At 64.8% G+C, this 22269-nt stretch carries 16 protein-coding genes; 11 read left to right on the forward strand and 5 right to left on the reverse strand.

Going from position 1 to position 22269, the window contains the following annotated elements:
- The first annotated feature begins 4 nt into the window (after positions 1–4).
- The 6 genes from PF66_RS01335 (at position 5) to PF66_RS01360 (ending at position 5467) form a co-directional block, all read left to right on the forward strand.
- Positions 5–1183, forward strand: a complete 1179-nt coding sequence (locus tag PF66_RS01335) for an alginate O-acetyltransferase (RefSeq protein ID WP_054061712.1) — start codon at positions 5–7, stop codon at positions 1181–1183.
- A 16-nt stretch (positions 1184–1199) separates the two neighbouring features.
- Positions 1200–1865 carry an alginate O-acetyltransferase AlgF gene (locus tag PF66_RS01340; RefSeq protein WP_054060202.1) on the forward strand — a complete coding sequence of 222 codons (666 nt, stop codon included), beginning with the start codon at positions 1200–1202 and terminating at the stop codon, positions 1863–1865.
- 139 nt (positions 1866–2004) lie between these two features.
- A complete protein-coding gene (locus tag PF66_RS01345; RefSeq protein ID WP_054060201.1) occupies positions 2005–3456 on the forward strand; it encodes a mannose-1-phosphate guanylyltransferase/mannose-6-phosphate isomerase in 1452 nt (483 codons plus the stop codon).
- A 202-nt stretch (positions 3457–3658) separates the two neighbouring features.
- Entirely contained in the window at positions 3659–4123 is a 465-nt protein-coding gene (locus tag PF66_RS01350) for a hypothetical protein (protein WP_054060200.1), read from the forward strand.
- Positions 4124–4230: 107 nt separating this feature from the next.
- The gene (locus tag PF66_RS01355; RefSeq protein ID WP_054060199.1) at positions 4231–4632 is read left to right on the forward strand and encodes a thioredoxin family protein; all 402 of its coding nucleotides are present in this window, start codon (positions 4231–4233) and stop codon (positions 4630–4632) included.
- Positions 4633–4642: 10 nt separating this feature from the next.
- Positions 4643–5467 carry an SDR family oxidoreductase gene (locus PF66_RS01360; protein WP_054060198.1) on the forward strand — a complete coding sequence of 275 codons (825 nt, stop codon included), beginning with the start codon at positions 4643–4645 and terminating at the stop codon, positions 5465–5467.
- A gap of 92 nt (positions 5468–5559) precedes the next feature.
- Here PF66_RS01360 and PF66_RS01365 read toward each other — a convergent pair whose 3' ends face one another.
- From PF66_RS01365 to PF66_RS01380, 4 genes are read right to left on the reverse strand one after another with little or no spacing between them, the layout of a single operon-like run.
- The gene (locus PF66_RS01365; protein ID WP_054060197.1) at positions 5560–6420 is read right to left on the reverse strand and encodes an efflux RND transporter periplasmic adaptor subunit; all 861 of its coding nucleotides are present in this window, start codon (positions 6418–6420) and stop codon (positions 5560–5562) included.
- Between the two features lie 10 nt (positions 6421–6430).
- Positions 6431–6631 carry a DUF1656 domain-containing protein gene (locus PF66_RS01370; RefSeq protein ID WP_010445139.1) on the reverse strand — a complete coding sequence of 67 codons (201 nt, stop codon included), beginning with the start codon at positions 6629–6631 and terminating at the stop codon, positions 6431–6433.
- A complete protein-coding gene (locus tag PF66_RS01375) occupies positions 6621–8807 on the reverse strand; it encodes an FUSC family protein (protein ID WP_054061713.1) in 2187 nt (728 codons plus the stop codon). The genes PF66_RS01370 and PF66_RS01375 overlap by 11 nt, the downstream gene beginning before the upstream one ends.
- A gap of 10 nt (positions 8808–8817) precedes the next feature.
- Positions 8818–10329, reverse strand: a complete 1512-nt coding sequence (locus tag PF66_RS01380; protein ID WP_054061714.1) for an efflux transporter outer membrane subunit — start codon at positions 10327–10329, stop codon at positions 8818–8820.
- A gap of 262 nt (positions 10330–10591) precedes the next feature.
- Here PF66_RS01380 and PF66_RS01385 point away from each other — a divergent pair, with 262 nt between their 5' ends.
- The 5 genes from PF66_RS01385 to PF66_RS01405 all read left to right on the forward strand — a co-directional run bounded on the left by PF66_RS01385 (position 10592) and on the right by PF66_RS01405 (position 15931).
- Entirely contained in the window at positions 10592–10999 is a 408-nt protein-coding gene (locus tag PF66_RS01385) for a hypothetical protein (protein WP_054060425.1), read from the forward strand.
- A gap of 15 nt (positions 11000–11014) precedes the next feature.
- Positions 11015–11362 carry a hypothetical protein gene (locus PF66_RS01390; protein ID WP_054060424.1) on the forward strand — a complete coding sequence of 116 codons (348 nt, stop codon included), beginning with the start codon at positions 11015–11017 and terminating at the stop codon, positions 11360–11362.
- Positions 11363–11368: 6 nt separating this feature from the next.
- Positions 11369–13666, forward strand: coding sequence for a hypothetical protein (locus PF66_RS01395; protein WP_241494273.1), 2298 nt, complete (start codon positions 11369–11371; stop codon positions 13664–13666).
- A 97-nt stretch (positions 13667–13763) separates the two neighbouring features.
- Complete coding sequence (locus PF66_RS01400; RefSeq protein WP_054060423.1) at positions 13764–14720, forward strand: LysR family transcriptional regulator; 957 nt, start codon at positions 13764–13766, stop codon at positions 14718–14720.
- A gap of 236 nt (positions 14721–14956) precedes the next feature.
- Positions 14957–15931, forward strand: a complete 975-nt coding sequence (locus PF66_RS01405) for a 2-hydroxyacid dehydrogenase (RefSeq protein ID WP_054061770.1) — start codon at positions 14957–14959, stop codon at positions 15929–15931.
- A 21-nt stretch (positions 15932–15952) separates the two neighbouring features.
- Here the strand turns inward: PF66_RS01405 and PF66_RS01410 are convergent, their stop codons facing one another.
- Positions 15953–22261 carry an NEL-type E3 ubiquitin ligase domain-containing protein gene (locus tag PF66_RS01410; RefSeq protein WP_054061715.1) on the reverse strand — a complete coding sequence of 2103 codons (6309 nt, stop codon included), beginning with the start codon at positions 22259–22261 and terminating at the stop codon, positions 15953–15955.
- Positions 22262–22269: the final 8 nt, after the last annotated feature.

Below are 22269 nucleotides of genomic sequence, written 5' to 3' on the forward strand. Positions count from 1 at the left end.
GACCATGACCCGCTCATTACGCATCCTCTATATCGCGCTGTTCCTCGCCCTGCTGCTGGCGCTGGGCCTGTGGTCCCTGCGCGGCCTCATCGGCTTCAGCACCAACCCCGACGCCACGTTCCTCAACGGGCGCTGGGCCAAGGCCGTCGAGACCCGCTACGACGACGAGTTCCCGATCAAGCGCCTGGGCACCAACCTCTGGGCCGCGCTGGACTTCAAGCTGTTCAACGAAGGCCGTCCCGGCGTGGTACTGGGCCGTGACCAATGGCTCTACAGCGACGAGGAATTCAAGCCGACCGCCGGCCAGCAGCAGAACCTGCAAGACAACTACGCACTGGTCGAAGGCGTGCGCCAGACCCTCAAGGCCAAGGGCGTGAACCTGGTGATGGCGATCGTTCCGGCCAAGGTCCGGCTGTATCCGGAACACCTCGGCGACGAGCGTCCGGCCAGCATCCATGCCGACCTGTACCGTGACTTCCACGCCCGCGTCGCCGCCGGGCACATCCTCGCCCCCGACCTGCTCGGCCCGCTGCAGCAGGCCAAGCGGAACGGCCAGCAGGTATTCCTGCGCACCGACACCCACTGGACCCCGGACGGTGCCCAGGTCGCCGCGAACCAACTGGCCAACGCGATAGCCCAGGCCATGCCGCTCAGCGGCCAGCCGCAGCGCTTCGTCACCGAGGCCGGGAAGACCGAGGAACACAAGGGCGACCTGCGTCAGTTCCTGCCGCTGGACCCATTGTTCGAGAACCTGATGCCGGCCGAGGAGCCGCTGGAAAAACGTGTCACCCGTGCCGTCGACAGCGAGTCGGCCGGCGGCGACGCCCTGTTCGCCGACAACGAAGTGCCGGTGGCACTGATCGGCACCAGCTACAGCGCCAACCCGAAATGGAACTTCGTCGGCGCCCTGAAGCAGGCACTGCACAGCGACGTGGTCAATTACGCCGAGGACGGCCATGGACCCATCCTGCCGATGCTCGCCTACCTGAAAAGCGACGCCTTCAAGAACAACCCGCCACAGGTGCTGATCTGGGAATTCCCGGAGCGCTACCTGCCGGTCAACAACGAAATCGGCGATGCCGACCCGCAGTGGGTCGCGCAATTGAAAGCCGCGGGTATCCGCCAACAGAACCTGGTTCTGAACACAACCCGATCCGAGTCGCCTGCACAGGCGCAAAACTGAAAAAGAGGTATGCACCATGACTTTTACTACTACTGGTAACACCCACGGCCGTACCCTCAAGACCCTGGCCATGGCCGCCGGCCTGAGCCTGCTCTCGCTGCAGGTCTGGGCCGCCGGCGACGCCGCCCTGTACGGCCCGACCGCACCGAAAGGCTCGAGCTTCGTACGCCTGTACAACGCCAGCAACCAGGAAGTCAGCGCCACCGTCGGGGCCACCGCGCTCAACGACGTCGCCCCACTGGCCAGCAGCGACTTCAGCTTCATGCCCGGCGGTGACTACAGCGCCAAGGTCGGCAGCCAGAGCCTGCCGGTGAAACTCGCCCCCGATCACTATTACACCCTGGTCAACAACGCCAGCGGCCAGCCACAGCTGATCGAGGAACCACCGTTCAAGAACAAGCAGAAGTCCCTGGTACGCGTGCAGAACCTCAGCGACAAGGCGCTGACCCTCAAGACCGCCGATGGCAAGACCGACGTGGTCCAGTCGGTGGCCGCCAAGGGTCGTGGCGAACGCGAGATCAACCCGGTGAAGGTCAGCTTCGCCCTGTACGACGGCAACCAGAAGGTCAGTGACCTCAAGCCGGTCGCGCTGGAGCGCGGCGAAGCGGCGGTGCTCTACGTCACCGGCAGCGGCAGCAGCCTGTCGCCGGTCTGGGTCAAGCGCCCGGTGTCGACCCGCTGATGAATTCGCCGGACGAACGCGACCTGAGCGTGCGGGCTCGACAGCTGCTGCTCCCGCCAACGCGCATCGTCCGGCACTGGACAACAACAAGACAGCACACAGTAGCTCTGAACCCAATATCGTTTAAAGGAGTAACAGCATGATCCCGGTAATCCTCTCTGGTGGTAGCGGCTCCCGTCTCTGGCCACTGTCGCGCAAGCAGTTTCCCAAGCAGTTCCTCGCCCTGACCGGCGAGCAGACCCTGTTCCAGCAGACCATCGAACGCCTGGTGTTCGAAGGCATGGACACCCCGATCGTGGTCTGCAACAAGGACCACCGCTTCATCGTCAGCGAACAGTTGCAGGCACGCCAGCTCGAAGCCCAGCGCATCCTGATGGAGCCCTTCGGCCGCAATACCGCACCCGCCGTGGCCCTGACCGCCATGCTGCTGGTCAACGAAGGCCGCGACGAGCTGATGCTGGTGCTGCCCGCCGACCATGTGCTGGAGGACCAGAAGGGCCTGCAGCGCGCCCTGGCCCTGGCCACCGTGGCCGCCGAACGTGGCGAGATGGTGCTGTTCGGCGTGCCGGCGACCAAGCCGGAAACCGGCTATGGCTACATCAAGTCGAGCAACGACGCGCTGCTGCCGGAAGGCGTCAGCCGGGTCTCGCAATTCGTCGAGAAGCCCGATGAAAAACGCGCCAACGAGTTCGTCGAGGCCGGCGGCTACTACTGGAACAGCGGCATGTTCCTGTTCCGCGCCAGCCGCTTCCTCGAAGAGCTGAAAAAGCATGATCCGGACATCTACGACACCTGCCTGCTGACCCTCGAACGCAGCCAGCAGGATGCCGACAGCGTGACCCTCGACGAAGCCACCTTCGCCCAGTGCCCGGACAACTCGATCGACTACGCGGTGATGGAAAAGACCCAGCGCGCCTGCGTGGTGCCGCTCACCGCCGGCTGGAGCGACGTCGGTTGCTGGTCGTCGCTGTGGGATGTGCACGAGAAGGACGAGAACGGCAACGTCAGCAAGGGCGACGTGGTGATCCAGGACAGCCGCAACTGCATGATCCACGGCAACGGCAAACTGGTGTCGGTGATCGGCCTGGAGAACATCGTGGTGGTCGAGACCAAGGACGCGATGATGATCGCCCACAAGGACAAGGTCCAGGGCGTCAAGCAACTGGTCAACACCCTCAACGCACAGGGCCGCAGCGAAACCCAGAACCACTGCGAAGTCTACCGGCCATGGGGCTCCTATGACTCGGTGGACATGGGCGGACGCTTCCAGGTCAAGCACATCTCGGTCAAGCCGGGAGCGTGCCTGTCGCTGCAGATGCATCACCACCGCGCCGAACACTGGATCGTGGTCAGCGGCACCGCCGAAGTGACCTGTGACGAAAACGTGTTCCTGCTCTGCGAGAACCAGTCCACCTACATCCCGATCGCCTCGGTGCACCGCCTGCGCAACCCGGGCAAGATCCCGCTGGAGATCATCGAAGTGCAATCGGGCAGCTACCTGGGCGAAGACGATATCGAGCGTTTCGAAGATATCTACGGCCGTTCGACTCCGGTCGAGCGGGGCGTCTCGGTGAAAACCATCGCCCAGTGACTCCCGCGTTCCACCACCTGAGCCCTGCCCGCCGCGTCCCCTATCCGCGGCGGGCAGGGCGCGGGTGCCCCCCATTGCGCTCACAACACTGCCCCCGAATTGTAAGAGCCACGCTCCCTGACAGGTGGGCAAATCTCCAGGATGGACCCGCGCCACCTACACTGTCAGGATGAGGCTTCCCGCATTATCGAGGCATCCGTTCATGTTCATCGGCGTCCTGCTGATCATCACCTGGCTGATCCTGTTGTTGCGCTACCCGGCCAAGGCCTTGCCGGTCTCCCTGGCCGCGCTGGCCGGACTGGGCATGGTGGCCGCCTGGGTGGCCTGGATGGATACCCGCGAAGCCCGGCAACTGGCGCGCCTGGAGATGCGTATCAGCTACGCCCCCGAGCACTGCCCGGCCGACCGACCGCTGCAACTGAAGATGAAAAACGACAACAGCGTGCCCCTGGTGGAACTGCGCTGGCGCATCGCCGCCTACGCTCCGGGCGACACCGTCAACCTCGCCGAAAACAGCTACAGCGCCCCCCGCTATCGCGGTCCTGGCCAGTTGCAGGCCGCAGGAGTCTGGGAAGATTGCCTGCCAATGCCGCCCCTGCGTCCCGGCTACCGTCCACAGACTCTGGAGTTTCGCGCAGAGCGTCTGCAGGGCAGTTTTTCCGGCTGAAACCGACAATGATGGCACTTGGCCACCTGTCATTTTTGACAGGTTACAACCCTCTGATTTTGGCGTTGAATAACCCTTTGGCGGTGCAACCCAGGCAGGGAGTCAGAATGAAGAGCCACACCTCAGTGACCGAGATAAAGACCCGGCGCGCGTTCCGCAGCGAGCTGGGCAGTCTGGAAGTGCCGCTCATCCGCCCCAAGCCCTCGGTCGTGCTGATCTACGGTCGCGGCTGCCCGCCCTGCGAACAACTCAAGCCGCAAATCGCGGCACTGGCCGCCGGGCCCTATCGGGACAAGGTGGCGTTTTTCCAGCTCAGCTATCCGATCTTCAAGCTGATGCAACCGGCTATCGAGATCGAGTTCGTACCCACCCTGTTCTTTCTCGATGGTCACGGTGGCCAGAGCCGCATGCACGGCACCAACCGGGAAAAGATCAAACAGGGGCTCGATTCACTCCTTTTTGTCACGGACAAGGTATTCTCGGAGGTCTTCGACTCCCAGGCCTCATAAGGATGTGCCCATGCCCGTCACCTTGATCACCGGATGCTCCAGCGGTATCGGCCGCGCCTTGGCCGACAGTTTCAGACAGGCCGGCCATGAGGTCTGGGCCACCGCACGCAAGGCCGAGGATGTCGCTGCCCTGGCCGCCGCCGGGTTCACCGCCGTGCAGTTGGACGTCAACGATGGCAAGGCCCTGCAACAGCTGGCCGAACGTATCGGGCAGCAGCCGGCGGGCCTGGACATCCTGATCAACAACGCCGGCTACGGCGCCATGGGTCCGCTGCTCGATGGCGGTGTCGAGGCCATGCAGCGACAGTTCGAAACCAATGTGTTTTCCGTCGTCGGCGTAACCCGCGCCCTGCTCCCGGCGCTGCGCCGCAGCCGTGGGCTGGTGGTGAATGTCGGCAGTGTCTCGGGCGTACTGGTCACTCCGTTCGCCGGCGCCTACTGCGCGTCCAAGGCGGCGGTGCATGCCCTGAGCGATGCGCTGCGCATGGAACTGGCCCCCTTTGGTGTGCGGGTGATGGAAGTGCAGCCCGGGGCGATCGACACCCATTTCGCCCGGAATGCCAGCCATGAGGCCGAGCAACTGATTGCCGAGGAGTCGCCCTGGTGGCCGTTGCGTGAGGGCATCCGCGCGCGGGCCAACGCGTCGCAGAACCGGCCGACGCCGGCCAGCGAATTTGCCGCCGGCCTGCTCAGGGCCGCCAGCCAGCCCAATCCGCCACGTCTGTTGCGCCTGGGCAACGGCAGCCGGGCCTTGCCATTGATGGCGAACCTGCTGCCCAAGGGCCTGCTGGAGAAGGTGCTGATGAAGAAGTTCGGCTTGGGAGGCCGGCTCTAGGCACCATCCGCCGTGATGGCCCCACAACGACCGAGTGAAGCCAGGCGTTGGCGGTGATCTTCGGGGCCCTTGCAGCCTGCCGCTGCCCCAGGTCACTGCGCGGTCGGCTTGACCACCACCGTGCAGGTGATCCCCGCCGCCAGCAAGACACCGTCCGGCACCTCGTCGATGTGAATCCGCACCGGCACCCGCTGGGCCAGGCGTACCCAGTTGAAGGTCGGGTTGACGTCGGCGATCAGTTCGCGGCTCTCGGGGTTGTCGCGGTCGTAGATACCCCGCGAAATGCTTTCCACGTGCCCCTTGAGCACCTGGCCGCTCATCAGTTGCAGGTCCGCCGGGTCGCCGACCTTCACATGGGGCAGTTTGGTCTCCTCGAAGAAGCCGTAGACCCAGAACGAGTTCATGTCGACCACCGCCATCTTCGCCTCGCCCATGCGCGCATAGTCGCCGCGGTGCACGTTGAGGTTGGTGACGTAGCCGTCCACCGCCGCGCGCACCTGGGTCCGTGCCAGGTTCAGTTGTGCCGCCTCCAGTTGCGCCTGGGCCTGCTGGTAGTCGGCCAGGGCCGCGTCGGCGAGGTTGCCGGCATCGTCGCGGCTTTCCTTGGAAATCACCATGTTGTCCAGGTCGGCGCGACGATGGGCATTGACCTTGCGCATCTCCCAGGTGGCCTTGCGCGAGTCCACCAGCGACTGCGCCTGCTTGACCGCGATGCGATAGTGCTCGGGGTCGATCTGCATCAGCAGGTCGCCCTTCTTCACCACCTGGTTGTCACGCACCGGCACGTCCACCACCTCGCCGGTGACGTCCGCCGCGACGTTGATGATGTCGGCGCGTACCCGGCCGTCGCGGGTCCAGGGGGTTTCCATGTACTGCACCCACAGCAGCCGGCCGATCCAGATCGCGAGGGCCAGGACCAGCAAGGTGGCGAGCAGGCTGAAGAGCTTTTTCATCGGGTCGTTCTCAACGGTAAACAGTGAGCGCCAGGGCGCCGAAGATGCAACTGAACAGGCTCAGGCGCAGCAGCGCCGGATGCCAGAAGAAGCGGTACAGGTCATGGCTGGCGATGAAGCGGTCGAGTGCCCAGCCCACCCCGGCGGCCACCAGGAACACCAGGGTCACGGTCGGCAGGTAGAGGCCGTGGAAGGCGATTTCACGAAGCATGGGCAGTTCCTTGTGGGTGGCCCAGGGCCGCCAGCGGCGAACGCGGGTCCAGCAGCGAGGTGCGGATGAAGTGCAGGTAGCTCTGCACCCGGCGCAGCACCGAGGTGTCGAAGTGGCGGGCAAAGGGTTCGTCGGTGGCCTGGACCCGGCTGATGGCGTGGTCCACCGCCACCAGTGCGCGCTCCAGGTTGCTGGCGCCCGGCTGGATGAACAGGCGCATCAGCGAGCGGCCCATGACCCGGATCGACTGGCGCCACGGCTGCGATTCGGCATAGGCCGGATGCACCGGCAGGATCGCCTGTTCCTTGCGCAGCTCGATGATCGCGTGGCCGACCTCCAGCACCACGAACATCCAGCGCAACAGCGAACTCTGCACCTGCGGCTGGCCCGCGGCGAAACCGTAGGCCTGGTGCAGCAGGTCGCGGGTACCGCTTTCGAAGGCCGAACCGAGGCCCTTGAGCTTGCCGCTGATGGCGAACACCACCTGCTCGCGCAGGTCCTGCTCCAGCCGCTGCCAGAGCCAGCGGCTGTTGGGCGGCAGGATGATCGCGCCCGCCGCCGCGCAGACCAGCATGCCCATGACCATGCCGATGTAGTCGTTGATGAAGGTGTAGGGGTTGTAGACCGTCAGGTTGTCCGGGACCGAGCCGGTGCTGAAGAAAATCAGCAGGCCGACCCCCACTCCCATGTAGGCCGGGCGCGAGGCGAGGAAGGCGCCCAGCACGAACACCGGGGCAAGCACCAGGCACAGCAGCGCGAAGCCGTCGATCCAGGGGAACACGAAGAACATCTCGCCAAAGCCGATCAGCGCGCCGAGAAAGGTCCCGCAGGCCATCTGGAACGACATGCGCTTGGGATTCGGGGTCGCGGCCGACAGGCCGACCGTGGCGGCGGCGATCAGGGTCATGGTCGCCCCGCTCGGCCAGGCGGTGGCGACCCAGTAACTGCCGAGCACCAGCAGGATGAACGCGGCCCGGAGGCCCGACGCCGAGGCCGCCAGCCAGTTGGTCTTGGGCACGAAGGATTCGTCCCACTGCTCGCGTTCGTGGCGGTGGTCGGCCAGGGACGCGTGGGTCAACGCATAGCTGTGCAGTTCCTCGACGAAGCGGTAGAGCAGTTCGAAGGCAGTGTGGAAATCCAGCAGGTCGGCTTCGTCCGGCTCGCGCTCCAGGAACGCCGAACGCAGGCTGCGCACCTGCTCCGGCAGGCTCGCCTTGTAGTCGGCCAGTTGCTGCGCCAGGCGTGCGGCATCGGCGTCGGTCAGGCCGCGCCCGGCAAAACCGTCGAGCAGTTCGGCCAGGCCCCGGAAGCCCGGCTCGATCAAGGCGAACACCGTCGGGGCCTGGTCAGCGCGCAAGCGCTCCAGCAGTTGGTGCAGGGCATTGAAGCGGGTGGTCAGGGCCATGAACTCGCTGTTCAGCCGGTTCAGGCGACCGTTGCGCCGACGCATGTGCGGATCTTCGAAGACGGTGACGCTGCGCAGGCCCTCTATGCCCACGGCCTGGGCGATGAAACCGATGTTCGCGGTTTCGAACGCCGCGCTGGCATGGGGGCCACGCAGGCCGCTGCTGACGAACCCGGCAAAGGCGCCGAAGCGCTGGTAGAGCGCGTTGCGCATCGCCGCACTGGCGCTCTGCGGCAGGATCGCGGCGCTGACGAAGGTCGAGCAGACCAGCCCCAGGGCGATCTCCAGCACCCGCCACACCGCCGCCATGAACGCCCCTTCCGGGTGTGCCAGGGCCGGCAGGCCGACCATCGCCGCGGTGTAGCCGGCGAGGACGAAACCGTAGGCGCGGAAGTTGCGGTTGCGCGCCGCACCGGCCGAGCAGACCCCGACCCAGATCGCCAGGGCGCCAAGAAACAGCTCGGTGTTCTGCGCGAACAGGGCGATCAGCAACACCATCATCGCCGAGCCGGCCAGGGTGCCGAGCAGGCGATAGAAACTCTTGGCGAACACGTGGCCGCTCTGCGGCTGCATGACGATGAACACGGTGATCATCGCCGTGCGCGGCTGCGGCAACTCCAGGCGCATGGCCAGCCAGAGGGTCAGGAAGGCGGCGGCCAGGACCTTGAAGATATAGACCCAGGTCACGCCATCGCTACGCGCCCAGTCAAAGAAACCGCGACGCCATTCGAGGGAGTACAGCCAGCGCACCGGGGCGGGCAAGGGAGTCATGGGGCGATTCTCAGTGATCGAAGGCGGCCATTACGGCGGGTGGTCTGGACGGCATGCTGCGCTCCGGCGCCGGTACATCGTTGCCTGCACCGAGGCCACCGCCCAGGGCGGTGACCAGCTCGGCGTGGGCACTCAGGCGCGCGGCCTGGACCTGCTGCTCGACCTGCTGCTGGTGAAACAGCAGGGTCTGCGCATTGAGCACATTGAGGTAGTCGGTGAGGCCGCGCTGGTAGGCGATCATCGCCAGGTCGTAGGTTTTCTGCGCCGCCGCCACCGACTCGGCGGCAAAGGCCTGCTGCTTGTCCAGCGACTCGCGGCGGATCAATCGATCGGAAATACCCTTGAGGGCATTGACCAGCGTCTGGTTGTAATGAGCCACGGCGATGTCGTAGCCGGCCGTGGCTTCGCCCAGTTCGGCACGCAGGCGGCCGCCATCGAAGATCGGCAACGAGATCGCCGGGCCGACGCTGTAGTTGAATTTCTTCCCGGCCAGGAACTCCAGCATGCCGCCGCCGGTGGCCATGTAGCCGAGGCTGCCGACCAGGTCGACGTTGGGGTAGAAACCGGCATGGGCCACGTCGATGCCGCGGGCCTGGGCCGCGACCTGCCAGCGGCTGGCGACCACATCGGGGCGCTGGCCGAGCAGGTCGACCGGCAGGGCCGACGGCAGTTTCAGTGCGGTGCGCAGAGACAGCGATGGACGCTTGAGGCGCGCGCCCTCGCCCGGACCGAAACCGGCCAGGGCCGCCAGCTGGTTGCGGCTCAGGGCGATTTCCTCGTCCAGCGCATCGAGCTGGCGGTGGGTTTCCGGCAACGGCGCCTGGGCCTGGCTGACTTCGAACTGGGTACCGATGCCGCCTGCCAGGCGGCGTTGTGCCAGGTCGAGAATCTGCGTCTGCTGGGTCAGGGTCGCCTCGACGATATCGCGCTGGGCGTAATGCAGCGACAACCGGATGTAGGCCCGCACGATGTTGCCCTGCAACTCCAGGCGGGCCTGGCGCTCCTCGGCGGCACTCATGTGTGCCAGGTCCACGGCGCGTTCGGTCGCGTTGCTCTCGCGGCCCCAGAGGTCGAGGGAATAGCTCAGGCCAAGGGCCGCATTGTTGTCCCAGGTGTTGGAGCCAGCCAAATCACCGGGCCCGTAGAACGGATCGGTGGCCCACTTGTGGCGCTTGAGGGTCGACTGGCCGTTGACCTGCAGCGCCTCGGCCGATTCGGCCAGACCGGCCAGGGCCCGCGCCTGGCGCACCCGGGCGGCGGCCATGGCCAGGCTCGGGCTGCCTTGCAGGGCCAGGTCGAGCCATTGGTCGAGTTGCGGATCGCCATAGGCCTGCCACCAACGGGCTGTCGGCCAGTGGGCATCGCGCGCGGCGCTGCGGATCGCTTCGTCGGTGGAAAGGGTGTTGGCGGCGAGGCTCTTGCCTTGTGGGGCAATTCCTCCGGTTCCGATGCAGCCGCTGATAGCCAAGGATAAAGCCCAAACACTGAGAGTCTTCAACTCTCTGCTGATGCGACGCGGCACTGCTGCGAATTCCCGACATGGATGGAGAAGCTTTGGAGCGGCAATTCTAGGGGGCGCCCGGCACGGCGATAAGCGTGGATTCCTGCGAATATTTGTTACCGTTCCCGCGATAATCCGTCGCAGGCGATGGCGAAATGACGTGCCGGAGCGACCCGGTCCATGAGCGCATTGTGATATTGGCGACCCAACCGCCATGCCAGTCTGAATCCATATCGACGTTGTCACCGGACTGACAATAAAAAACACAAGTCAGAGGCATTCCATGAATCTGTCTCTCGAACTACGCAAGCGCTGTGGTCTTTACCGCTCCCTCGCCCCTCCCGATCCCCTGGATGCATTGCAACACTGCCTGCTCGACGACTTGCGAATCGCGGTCGAACGGCGGGAAGACCGCTTGCACCTGCTGACTCTGGATGGCGATCCCTGCACCCTCGAGTACGCCGACGGCTACCGGGTCAGCCGGGCATTGCAGGGCGTCGGGCACATCGCGGTACGGCACTGGCAACAGCTCAACCTGAGCCTGTGCCGCAGCCACATGAGCATCGACTGCCAGGAGACGACACCCGTCGTCAGGGGGCTGATCCGCCCGGCCCACTCCCCGGAACAGGTACTGAGAGAACTGACCACCTTCTTCAACCTCTCCAGTGCCGCCAAACACTCCGCCGACTGAAACAGGACGCTCACCATGTCCGAAGCCATCCGTGATGACTTCATCCGCCTTCTGAGCCGCCAACTGCCGGATCCGCCGGCCGACTACTTCCAACTCGCCACCGATTGGGATCAGCACCGGCTCTGGCTGGAGTACGACCGGCCAAGACTGCTGCTCATGCTCGCCCGCCCCGATGCACCGGCCGGTAGTGGCTCGCCCGACTTTATCGTCCAGGGCCCCGATGCCCCCGTGATGCTGCTGTTCGATACCTGGTTCCGCGACCAGGCGGTCAAGGCCCTGTTCGTCGAACCCTGCCTGGGCGAAAGGACCGGCATCCTCGACGCCTGCGATTTTTTCCTGCGACGCTGCCAGGCGCCGGAGTGACGAACCATGAAGCTCTCCAGCGCGGTGCAAAACAAGCAGGCCCTGTTTCCCAGCGATCCTGCAGCCCCCAGGTTGCTCAGCTTCACCCGCATGGACTCGTACCACGACGAAGCCCCGTCGCTGAACCCGTCCCCGCAGGACCTCACGCAACACCTGCAAGGCGTCCAAGCGGCCCCTGCCAGTCAGGACCGCCCCCCGACAACCGTTGGCACGCTTTCCCATCACTTCCTGGAAAAGCTGGCAGACAGCCCGCCTGCCCGGCGTGCCACCCAGCAAAAGCTCTACCGACAGTTGCTGTCGCGCACCAGCGGCGCCCCCGACCCGGCCAGCCTCGGCAAAAAGGAGGCACAGGCCTGCTACGAGTACTTCAAGGCGGCCCAGCAATCATTTGACGAACTCGCCCGCACCGGCGCCGAACCACAACGCCAGGAGCACGAGGAGCAACGCGACCTGTGCCGGATGCTCAAATGGCAGTTTCGTGCCAGCCGCGACCAGCGCAGCAAAACCGTGCTGGACCAGGCCCTGGCCAAAAGCCGGGCCACGGTGGCCGAGGGTGGCTCACTGGGTAACCAGACCCGGCTGGGAGTGGGCATGGGGGTACCGGGCATGGCCAGTATCGTGCCAGGCATGGAGCTGTCCACGGGACTGAGCACCACCCAGGGCCGCATCATCAGGGATACCACCAGCGTCAGCGCGGGGGTGACGGCAAAGTTGTCAGCCAGAGTGGCCTCGGCACAGGCAGGTGTGTCGGTCGAGAAGTCCACCGTCCGCAAGTACGGCGATATCGACGCCTATGCCAATGCCCGCAGCCGCTCCAAATGGACCTGGTGGAACGGCTCCAAGCGCGACATGCTCACCCAGAGCCGCAACCTGTTCGCCAGTTGCAACCACTACAAGCGCAACATCCGGCTTGCCGCCCAGAGCCAGCTCTACCTGGAAAAAAAGCTGCGGGAAAACGGCCTCGCCTCGCCGGGGTTCGAGCGACACAGCCCCAAGGCCCAGCCGTTCCAGATCGAACGCGGCACGCGGGTTGCCCTGACCGGTAGCGCCGAATTCGATGGCCTGGGCGTCGTCACGCTGGGGGCGACGGTAAAGGCGGACATCCTGCACACCACGAAAAACCAGGCGATGGATATCATCGGGTTGCATGACAGCTACCCGGAGCTCGCCAGAACGCGCCTTGATAAAACACACAGCGACAACACCACAGCGCAGCAATTAATCAGCGCCATAGACGAACATGTCGCCAACAGCAGCGAGCAACTGACCAGCGCGGTACTGCGCAATCTGGACTCCCGCAAGCGAAAAGAGCTCACAGAGGCAGTCGACAGCCGCTCCCGGGAGTTGGCCAACCACTACATCCATCTCAAGATCAGCAACGATATCGCTGAACGCTCGGAAGAGGACCGGGCCATCCGCCAGCAGTTCACGGAGCATGCGCTGCTGCTGCGCCCGGACAGCCTGAAGATCCATACGGCCAAGGCCGACACCGAAACCCGGAGTATCACCACCGAAGCGAAACTCAAGGTCGCCGCCGGTGCCAGTGCGCAAACCTCGGTGAAACTCAGCCTGTCGTCGGTCAAGGACGACGACCCGCACCTGAGCGGGACCTACCTGGACCTTACGCTCAACGGCCAGTTCAACAGCCTGGAAAGCCTGCAGAACCTGGTCTCGAGCGGCCTGTCCCGGCTCGGCGTCAACGGCTTCGACCCGGCGCCTATCGTGGCGCTGATCGCCGGCACGGTGGTGTATCAGCAACATGGCGTCTCGGCGACGTTCTCGCTGAAGATCAAGGAGGGGAAACCGGTGTTGCTGTTGAGCCAGAAACTCCTCACGCAAACCGACAATGTCAATCGGACCATCGATACCCCCACCCCGCTGACGGTCGAGGTCGGCCTCGGCGGCCATCTGCACAGCCTGCTCGAGGAACAGCTGGGCAGCCAGTCGCTGGACCTGTTGCTACCGCTCGCCCTGGGCAAACTGGGCAATCGCGCGCAGGCCGACATCGACTGGTGGGACGGGTATGTTCACAAGCATGCGAACGCCTTCGACAAGCTGCTGGACAATATTGCCAATGGCGGCGAAAAGACGCTGATCGTTCAGGAACTCGCAGAAATCAGGAGGCGCATTTCACCGCCGGGAAGGCACGTCGTCGATAGCCTGTTCCAGGCCGCCAGGGCCGCCCGCGACACCCCGGACGAGCACCACCTGCAACAGGCCCGGGAAGCCCTGAAAGAGGTGTTTTTCGCCTACATCGACGACTACTATGACGCCGAGGTGAAGAGCGCCTGGCGGGTCGAATGAAGCCGATGGCGCAAAAGCGCCACATTCGGGCGGAGACAAGCTGCACATCGCCCTGTTACTTCGTGTCACAATTTGCCATCGCCCCAGAGAGAGCCCCATGGACACTTTGCAAAACATGCGCGCCTTCAGTTGCGTGGCCGAAGCCGGGAGCTTCACCGCCGCCGCCGTACAACTGGACACCACGACGGCCAACGTCTCGCGCGCGGTCTCCAACCTGGAAGCCCACCTGCAAACCCGCCTGCTCAACCGTACCACCCGCCGTATCGCCCTGACCGAGGCCGGCAAGCGCTACCTGCTGCGCTGCGAACAGATCCTGGCCTACGTCGAGGAAGCCGAGGCCGAAGCCAGCGACGCCCATGCGCGGCCGGCCGGGCTGCTGAAAGTGCACACCATGACCGGGGTCGGCCAGCATTTCGTGATCGATGCGATTGCCCGCTACCGCAAGACCCACCCGGACGTGACCTTCGACCTGACCCTGGCCAACCGCGTGCCGGACCTGCTGGACGAGGGCTACGACGTGTCCATCGTGCTCGCCAAGGAGCTGCCCGACTCGGGTTTCGTCTCGCAACGGCTGGGCATCACCTACAGCATCGTCTGCGCTTCGCCCGAGTACGTGAAGGCCAACGGCTGCGCGCGCAAGCCCAGCGAACTGCTCAACCACGCCTGCCTGCGCCTGGTCAGCCCGGTAACGGCCCTGGACAACTGGACCTTCAACGGCCCGGATGGCCAGGAGGCGGTGACCCTGTCCAGCTCGCCGTTCCTGGTGAACTCCGCCGACGCGATGAAAACCGCGATCACCAGCGGCATGGGCGTCGGCGTACTGCCGGTGTACGCGGCCATCGAAGGCCTGCGCAACGGCAGCCTGGTGCGCATGATGCCCGAGTACCGTTCCCAGGAACTGAACCTGTACGCGATCTATCCATCGCGGCAGTACCTGGATGCCAAGATCAAGACCTGGGTCGAGTACCTGCGCGGCTCGCTGCCGGAAATCCTCGCCGCCCACCAGGCCGAGCTGGCCGCCTATGAACTGAGCAGCGTACGCCTGGCGACCTGAGACGGTGGAAGAGCCCAGGATTGTGTGCAGGCTTGAGGGCCCCTTCGCGGGCAAGCCACGCTCCTACAAGGTCCGTGTCGAACCACAAATCCGCAAGCGACTGATGACCTGTAGGAGCCGGCGGTGCGGCGATCCGACTTGCCCGCGAAGGGGCCCTCAAGCCTTACTCGCCCCTACAGCCCCCCGGCGAAAAATGATAGCGTGCTTGCTATCCCCGCCGTTCGATGAGCTTCGCGATGAAAAAAACCGTACTTGCCTTCAGCCGCATCACCCCTGCCATGGTCGAGCAACTGCGCCAGGATTTCGAGGTGATAGTCCCGGATCCCAAGCTTGGCGATCTCAGTGCCCAGTTCGACGAAGCCCTGCCCCATGCCCACGGCCTGATCGGTGTCGGGCGCAAGCTGGACCGCGCCCAGCTGGAAAACGCCGACAGGCTCGAAGTGGTTTCCAGTGTCTCGGTCGGCTACGACAACTATGACGTGGCCTACCTCAGCGAACGCGGGATCATGCTCACCAATACCCCCGACGTGCTCACCGAAAGCACCGCCGACGTCGGTTTCGCGCTGCTGATGAGCACCGCTCGCCGGGTGGCCGAGCTGGATGCCTGGACCAAGGCCGGCCAGTGGAAAGCCACCATCGGCCCGGACCTGTTCGGCACCGACGTCTATGGCAAGACACTGGGTATCGTCGGCCTGGGCAATATCGGCGCCGCCGTCGCCCGCCGCGGCCACTTCGGTTTCAACATGCCGATTCTCTACAGCGGCAACAGCCGCAAGACCGAGCTGGAGCAGCAACTGGGGGCCCAGTACCGCAGCCTCGACGCCTTGCTGGCCGAAGCCGACTTCGTGGTGCTGGTGGTGCCGCTCAGCGAGAAGACCCGCCATCTGATTGGCGAGCGTGAGCTGGGCCTGATGAAACCGGGGGCGATCCTGGTGAACATCTCCCGCGGCCCGGTGGTGGACGAGCCGGCACTGATCCAGGCGCTGCAGGCCGGCACCCTGCGCGGTGCCGGGCTGGATGTCTACGAGAAGGAGCCGCTGGCCGAATCGCCCCTGTTCCAGTTGAAGAATGCCGTGACCCTGCCGCATATCGGCTCGGCCACCCATGAAACCCGCGAAGCCATGGCCAACCGGGCGCTGGCCAACCTGCGCAGCGCCCTGCTCGGCGAGCGCCCGCAGGACCTGGTCAACCCGCAGGTCTGGAAAGGCTGAGGCGTTTGCGACCGATCGGCCTCAGGCACTGCCCAGGGCCGATACCCCCTCCTTGAGCAGTGCCCGGATGGTCCAGTACCTGACCCAGACCGAACGCCGCGTGTTGTACTGGAACTGGCTCATCCGGGTACGCCAGAGCAGGCGATACTCGTTGTCTTCCGGATGGCTGTCGTACGCCAGCAGCTTGCCGAAGACCCGTTGAAAATCGGCGTCATGGGCATGAATCAGGAAATTGCTCCAGACATCGTTGCTCACCAGGAACCGCACCAGCGCAGAACTGCCATCCTCGACCGGCATGGCATCCTCCTGGGGCAGGTACTCGGGCAACACCTCGGGCGGCTCCGGCGCAACCTCCTCGGGCAACTCTTCGAGTACCTCACTCAGCAACATCCGTGACGGATCGGTGACCGGTGACTGGGGAGACTGCACGGCAAGCTCCTGGCTCAGCACCTGCGCCTTCATCTCTTCGATCTGTCGTGGGCTGAGCCGTACCGGGCTGGTGCTGAACAGGCCATTGAACTGGTCGGGCAAGGCCAGGTCCCGCGCCAGTGCATCATAGTAGGCCCGATACCAGAAAAGCGGCGACGTATGCCGGACAGTGCTTGCCAGGCGCATGGCCTCCAGGCGGAACTGCCCTCTCAACAGTGTCAGCAAGCGGGACTCGGCGGCCTGCGGCTCCAGCTTCAAGGCCTCGTGGCAATTCACGGCAAACTCCAGGCGGTTGAAAATCTGGTAACTGGTGGACCCCGAATAACGCCAGTGCCCCTCGATCTGAAACAACCGGTTGCACAGGCTCAGGCTCTGCGAGGCCACCTCGAGCACTCGCCAGACCCGCGCACTCAGATCGTTGCGCGCCCCCTGATAGTGCACACTGAAGAAGGTCGGCGGGGAGCTCATGCGCTCGAACAGCAGGAAGAACACGTCCGCCCCCGGCAGATCCCTGAGCTGACGCCACAGTGCGATCCTGTGCGGGGTCTTTTCGCCACCCACCGCCCAACGGTCGATCCCGAACGTGGACGATACCGGCAGGTCCTCAATGCCGAAGTTCACCTGCTGCTCATGCCGTTGCCGGTAGTTGAGAATCGCACTGAGTGCCTGGGAGGACAGTGGATTACCCGACAGATCGGTCCCATGACAGAGCTGATCGTTCCCATTGAACAACTGCACCGGCAGATCGCTGATGGTGTTCATCCGCAGCTCAACCCTCACCAGATCCCTGAGCCCAAGCAATCCGGGGGGCCATTCGTGAATACCGGTGTGACTGAGCCGCAGCACCCGCAAACGCTGCAGGCTGGCAAAATCGGGGAGCACGGCCAGCGGGTTGCCATTGAGATTGAGTTCGAGCAGTTGCGTCAATCCCTCCAGCTCCCGTGCAGTACCCCGGATCAGGCGCACGCGGTTGTTCTCCAGCGACAGCACCTGCAGCTTCTGCAACTGGGAGATACCGTTGGGCAGGCTGCTCAAGCCGCTACGCTCCATGCGCAAGGTGGTCAGCCCGGTGAAGCTTCTCAGGAACCGGCTCAGGTAGCGAACGCCTTCCAGTCCCATGTTGTTCATCGACAGCAGCGTGACATGGCTGAAATCGGCATTCAGCTCCGGCAGATCCTCGACTTCCAGGCCGTCGAGCACCAACACGTAGGACAACGGCGATTGCGCCCCGGTGCTCTGGCGACGCCAGCAGCGCCGGATACGCCGGGCAATCTCCCGACGCGGGACGACCCGGCTATCGACAGAGAAAGACTCGGGCTCATAGAGCAGCGGTGCAGCCACCCAGGCAGCCAGTTCCTTCCTGAGCCGGCGATACTCGGCCTGCAGCCCCTCGACAGCCCGGGTGCGTTCCTCGGTCGTGCGGCCCAGGTCCGCCAGAATGCTGAACAACTGCGCATCGCTACAACCGCGATAGAGCCCCCTGAGCTTTCTGAGCAGGCCGGGCGGATAGCCGCTCGCTCTTGCCCGTCCGGTCAGCGGATAGCCCAGCGTGCCACCGACCAGGCGCACCAGGCGTTGCGGCAGGTGGGCCCAGGGCATGACCGGAGATTGTCCGAGCAGGCGCCTGAGCTGATTGCGATCACTTGCCGCCCTCTGGAACATCACCCTTTTCAGATCCTGCTCGACCGTCTCGCCGAGATGAGCGATCCCCAGAGTGGTACGCCGCAATTGCGGCAAGGCCAGCAGCACGGCGGAAAACGGATCCTCATGAACCGTCGCCAGGCTGCGGGCACCATCGCGCTCCATGGCGAACGATTCATAACCCGCATCGCTCTTGACCAGTATCCGGCGAGTCATGGCCGTATCGACCCCGACACGGGCGATCAACGGACCGGCCGCCGTATCGCGGCGCAACTCGATCCGCAGGCTCGGCTCCCAACCGGGCAAATGTTCGAGCAACTGCAACAGCAACGTATCGTTGACGTCGGTTCTCTCGGTGGGCAGGCACAGGCTCTCGTACAGCCGGCAGACGTCGATCTCGCCACTCAGGTAGCGGGCCTCCTCGGCCAACCCCAGCGGCAGCCGCCGGGACTCGCGAATCAGCCGGCATTCGGACGACTCCGCCTGCTCCAGCATGGCCTGCGCCAGTTCCTCACTCAGTGACGGAAACTGCTCCCGGACAACGCTCACCAAGGGCGCGAGTTCACTGGAGGCCTCAGCACGGGCCGGCGGGCGGGCCAGGCCGAAGTGCCGGCTGACCTCGTCCAGCAGCGGCACCGGCACCTGGTTCTCGAACAGCAGCCGACCGGGCAGGCTGTCCGGCACCCCACTGGTGCCCAGCACCTGGCGGACCAGACTCTCGGAAAGCTCCGGGCCGTCCCCCAGCAGGCGCCGCAGCGCCCGCTCCGCGCTCCAGGCCAACGGCTGCTCGAACTCATGCCACCAGCCGCCGCGCCCATTGTGTTCCAGCAAGGGCCCATAGGCGCCCATGGCCGTCGGGTGCCGCCCCCGCCACTCACCGAACAAACCATCCCATTCGACTTCATGAAAGTCTTCGCCAAGGCGTACCAGCCAACGCCGATCCAGCGTGTACAACCCTGGCACAGCCGCCACCGCAAGGGGGTTGACCGGAAGCGGGCGCGCATACTGTTCCAGCCGCAGGCCCAGGCTGCCGTCCTCCCGACGCAACGTCAGCAGATAGGCAAAGATGCCGTCGCGCAGCGACTGGATGTCCTGCGGCGAAGACATCCCCAGCAGTCCCTGCTCCCGCGTCGAGAGCGACGCGGCCAGTGCCAGATAGAAACTCTGGCTCGGCACCGACAGGTCGACGTTCGGCTGGTGGCGTGCCTGCAACGTGGAGTAGGCGCCTTGCCCGTATCGACGCAGCGACAACCGGTCCGCCACGGGCAAGGCCGCACTGTCACCCTCGACCCACCTCAGGCCCCTGCCCAGGCGATCATGGAGAAAGTCGTCGGCGATGCATTGCAACCAGGCATCCGTTGACTCATGGAACGAACGCACCTGGCGAATGCCATCCAGCACACGTCCCAGGACGCTGAACTGCTGCTCGCGATCCAGGCTGTAGCGCAGCCGATAAGGCACACGTCGAGCGTCCAGCAACTCCCCGACCTGCGTCGACGACAGCGGATTGTCCCGCAGGAACTGCGCCAGCCTGGGCAACGACAGGTGTGGATACAACAGGCGCAGGGTCACCACCGAATGCGGTATGCCGCCGAGGAACACCGGCAGGTAGCCGATGGCGCCGCTGCTCGAGGCATGGGTACTGGTGCCAGCATCGATCTTCAACCAGCCCGAATACATGCCCAGAGCTTCGAACAGTTCTGCCGAACGCTCACGCGCCATCACGCCGAGTTGAAGACGCACCTCGCCCACCAGCACACGTCGTACCACCGGCTCCATGCCGCCGATCAGTGTCTCGCCAGGCAACAGGCCGAGGATCAGGTCGAGCACGCCGGCTTCATGGGCCAGGGTGGTCATCGCCGCGCCGCTCACCCCGGAATGCTCGACGAAACCGCCCTGCGCCAGTTGCCTGATTTTCACCGAGCGACTGAACATGCCCAGGCGCTGGCGCCGGCCATAAACCTGCTGCAGTTCGCCGTTGCTGTCATGAACCCGCAGGCAAAGGTCCTCGGGCCAGAGTGACAAGTGAGGCAAGAGGCAGAACAGCACGCGCTGGGACATGGGCGACAGCAGGCCCTGCTCTTCGTCGGCGGCCACGATCCCGGCGATCCCCTGCTCGACCTCGAAACGCTCCAGCGCTTCAACCAGCGCCGGTTGCGGCAGTTGCCCCGACCAGACCTGGTCCAGATGCTCGCGGGAAACGCCACTGGTCTCCAGAACCCGCCGCAACTGCTCCGGGGTCCCCCCTTTCAGAGCGACCATGCGCTCGAGCAGGCGGGTATCCGAAAGCGTTCGACTGTCGTCGAGGGACACCGACCAGCGCCGGGACTCGGGATCGTAGGCCATCGGCGGATGAAATGCCGCAGGGTCGGCCGGGACCGCCCGATAACCCGGCAGGATTTTGTCGTACTGCAGCTCGACCGTCAGTTCCTGATCGTTCTCCCTGGCCTGGCCATACAGCTTGCCACCCTGGCGGCCCAGCCCGTCGCCATCGAACACCGAGGCCAGTTCGAGACGCTTGCGCGCATAAGGAATCAGGCTGTCTTTCCACAGGCGGGTGACCGTGCTCCCACCCGGCACCATGCGGTACCGGTCCAGTTGGGCGAACTCGCTGGCAATGTGTCGCGAAGCCAGGCGCCCGGCATAGCCATGCAAGCCGCCCATCAGCAACAGGCTGCCGATTTCCAGCCCAGCCTGCAGCAGGCTTTCCGGATGACCCTGCCCGGCCTGCTCGATCCCTTCGTACAGCTCCATCACCAGATTCATGCCCAGGGCAGCCGTGACGATCCGGCCGATACTGCCCAGCCCTCCCGGCACCGGCGTCAGCAACAGGTCGAGCAAATGGTGCATGAAGGTGATCACCCCCTCCTTGACCGCCCGCCAATCCTGTTGCCCCTTGGACACCGCCATCGCCTCGACATTGACGCGAAAACGCCAACTGTAGAACGTGCTCAACGCCTGCTGTGGATCCTGCCCGGTGGGCTGGTAGGCAAACTCCAGGTCATCCAGGGTCCGGACCGGAAACACCCAGTGAAAGGCGTCGTAGAGTTTCCCGGCGGCCCAGTTCAGGCCCTCTGGCTTGTGCTCGGGATCGAGCAGTGGCCAGAGCCGGCCCTGCTGCTCGAAGGACAGCGAGGAGATCAGCCAGCCCAGTTGTCCGCGGGCGTTGTCGACCTGGAGCAGGGCCTTGAACTCATGTTCGAAGGTCGCCTGCGACACGTGGTGACGCAGCACCCCGCCCGGCCGTTCGGCACAATAGCTGTACAGCCCGACCACCCCGGGGACCCGGATGATCAGCAGCGGCAAATGGAAACGCCCGTGGTCCGAAGGACTCGACGAAAACAGCTGCAGGATCGCCTCCTCGATGGTGAATTCCACCTCGGCGATACGGCCCGGCAGCGAGTCCGGCAGCTTGAGCGACACATGCTCGACCTTCAGCCAGGGCAGGCCGAGCTCCAGCGCATCGCGCAAGGCGTCGAACAGTTCCCGGCTCAGGCCGCTGTTGTTGGCATTGCGTGGCGCGTCATAGAGGTTGAAGCGGAACAGGTCGTGCATGTGCGCGCTGATCGCCCGGCTCAGCCCGGCATCGGGAGCCAGGGCCTTCTCGACCCGCTGGCGCAGGTCGGCGCCCAGGTTCAGTTCCCGGACGATGCGGATGAAATCGTCCACCTCGAGCAGACCGTACTTGCTGACACTCTCTGCCCCCTGGTCATGGCTGATCCAGCGGCCTTTCACTTCAGGGAAGTCGAAGAAGGCGAAGTTCAGGCGTGCGGCGTCCCACAGCGACAGCGTCGCCACCTCCACGACCGTCACGCTACTGGTATCGAGTGCCCGCTTGAAGATCGATGGCAAGCTGCCAGGCGTCTGCGGATCCAGGGCATAGGCGGTGTGCAGATAGGTGGTTTGCGGGTCGAGGTCCAGGCGGCTGATCTGCTTGAGCCACTTGCGCAACTCGCGCAGACCGTTCTGTTCGAACTCGTCGAGCAGACGCCGGCTCTCGGTATCCAGGGCATTTCCGGTCGCGTTCAATGAATGGAAAAGACCGAGCCAGGTGCGCTGCTCCCTCTCGTTCAGCGGGCCCATGGAAGCCTGGAACGTCTGGGTGATATGGTCGAGGACCTGCTGCCGGGCCCAACTGTCACGGGAATGCAGGCCCGGGTTCTGGCGGGCGACGAAGGCGTCGAGCTGCGGGTCGACGCCCGCAGCGATATCGGCTGGGAGTAACGCGGTGGTTGGCGATGGTGGTTCCGGCGGGCTCATTCGGCCTC

It is taken from the genome of Pseudomonas asplenii (genome assembly GCF_001293465.1).
GTDB lineage: Bacteria > Pseudomonadota > Gammaproteobacteria > Pseudomonadales > Pseudomonadaceae > Aquipseudomonas > Aquipseudomonas fuscovaginae_B.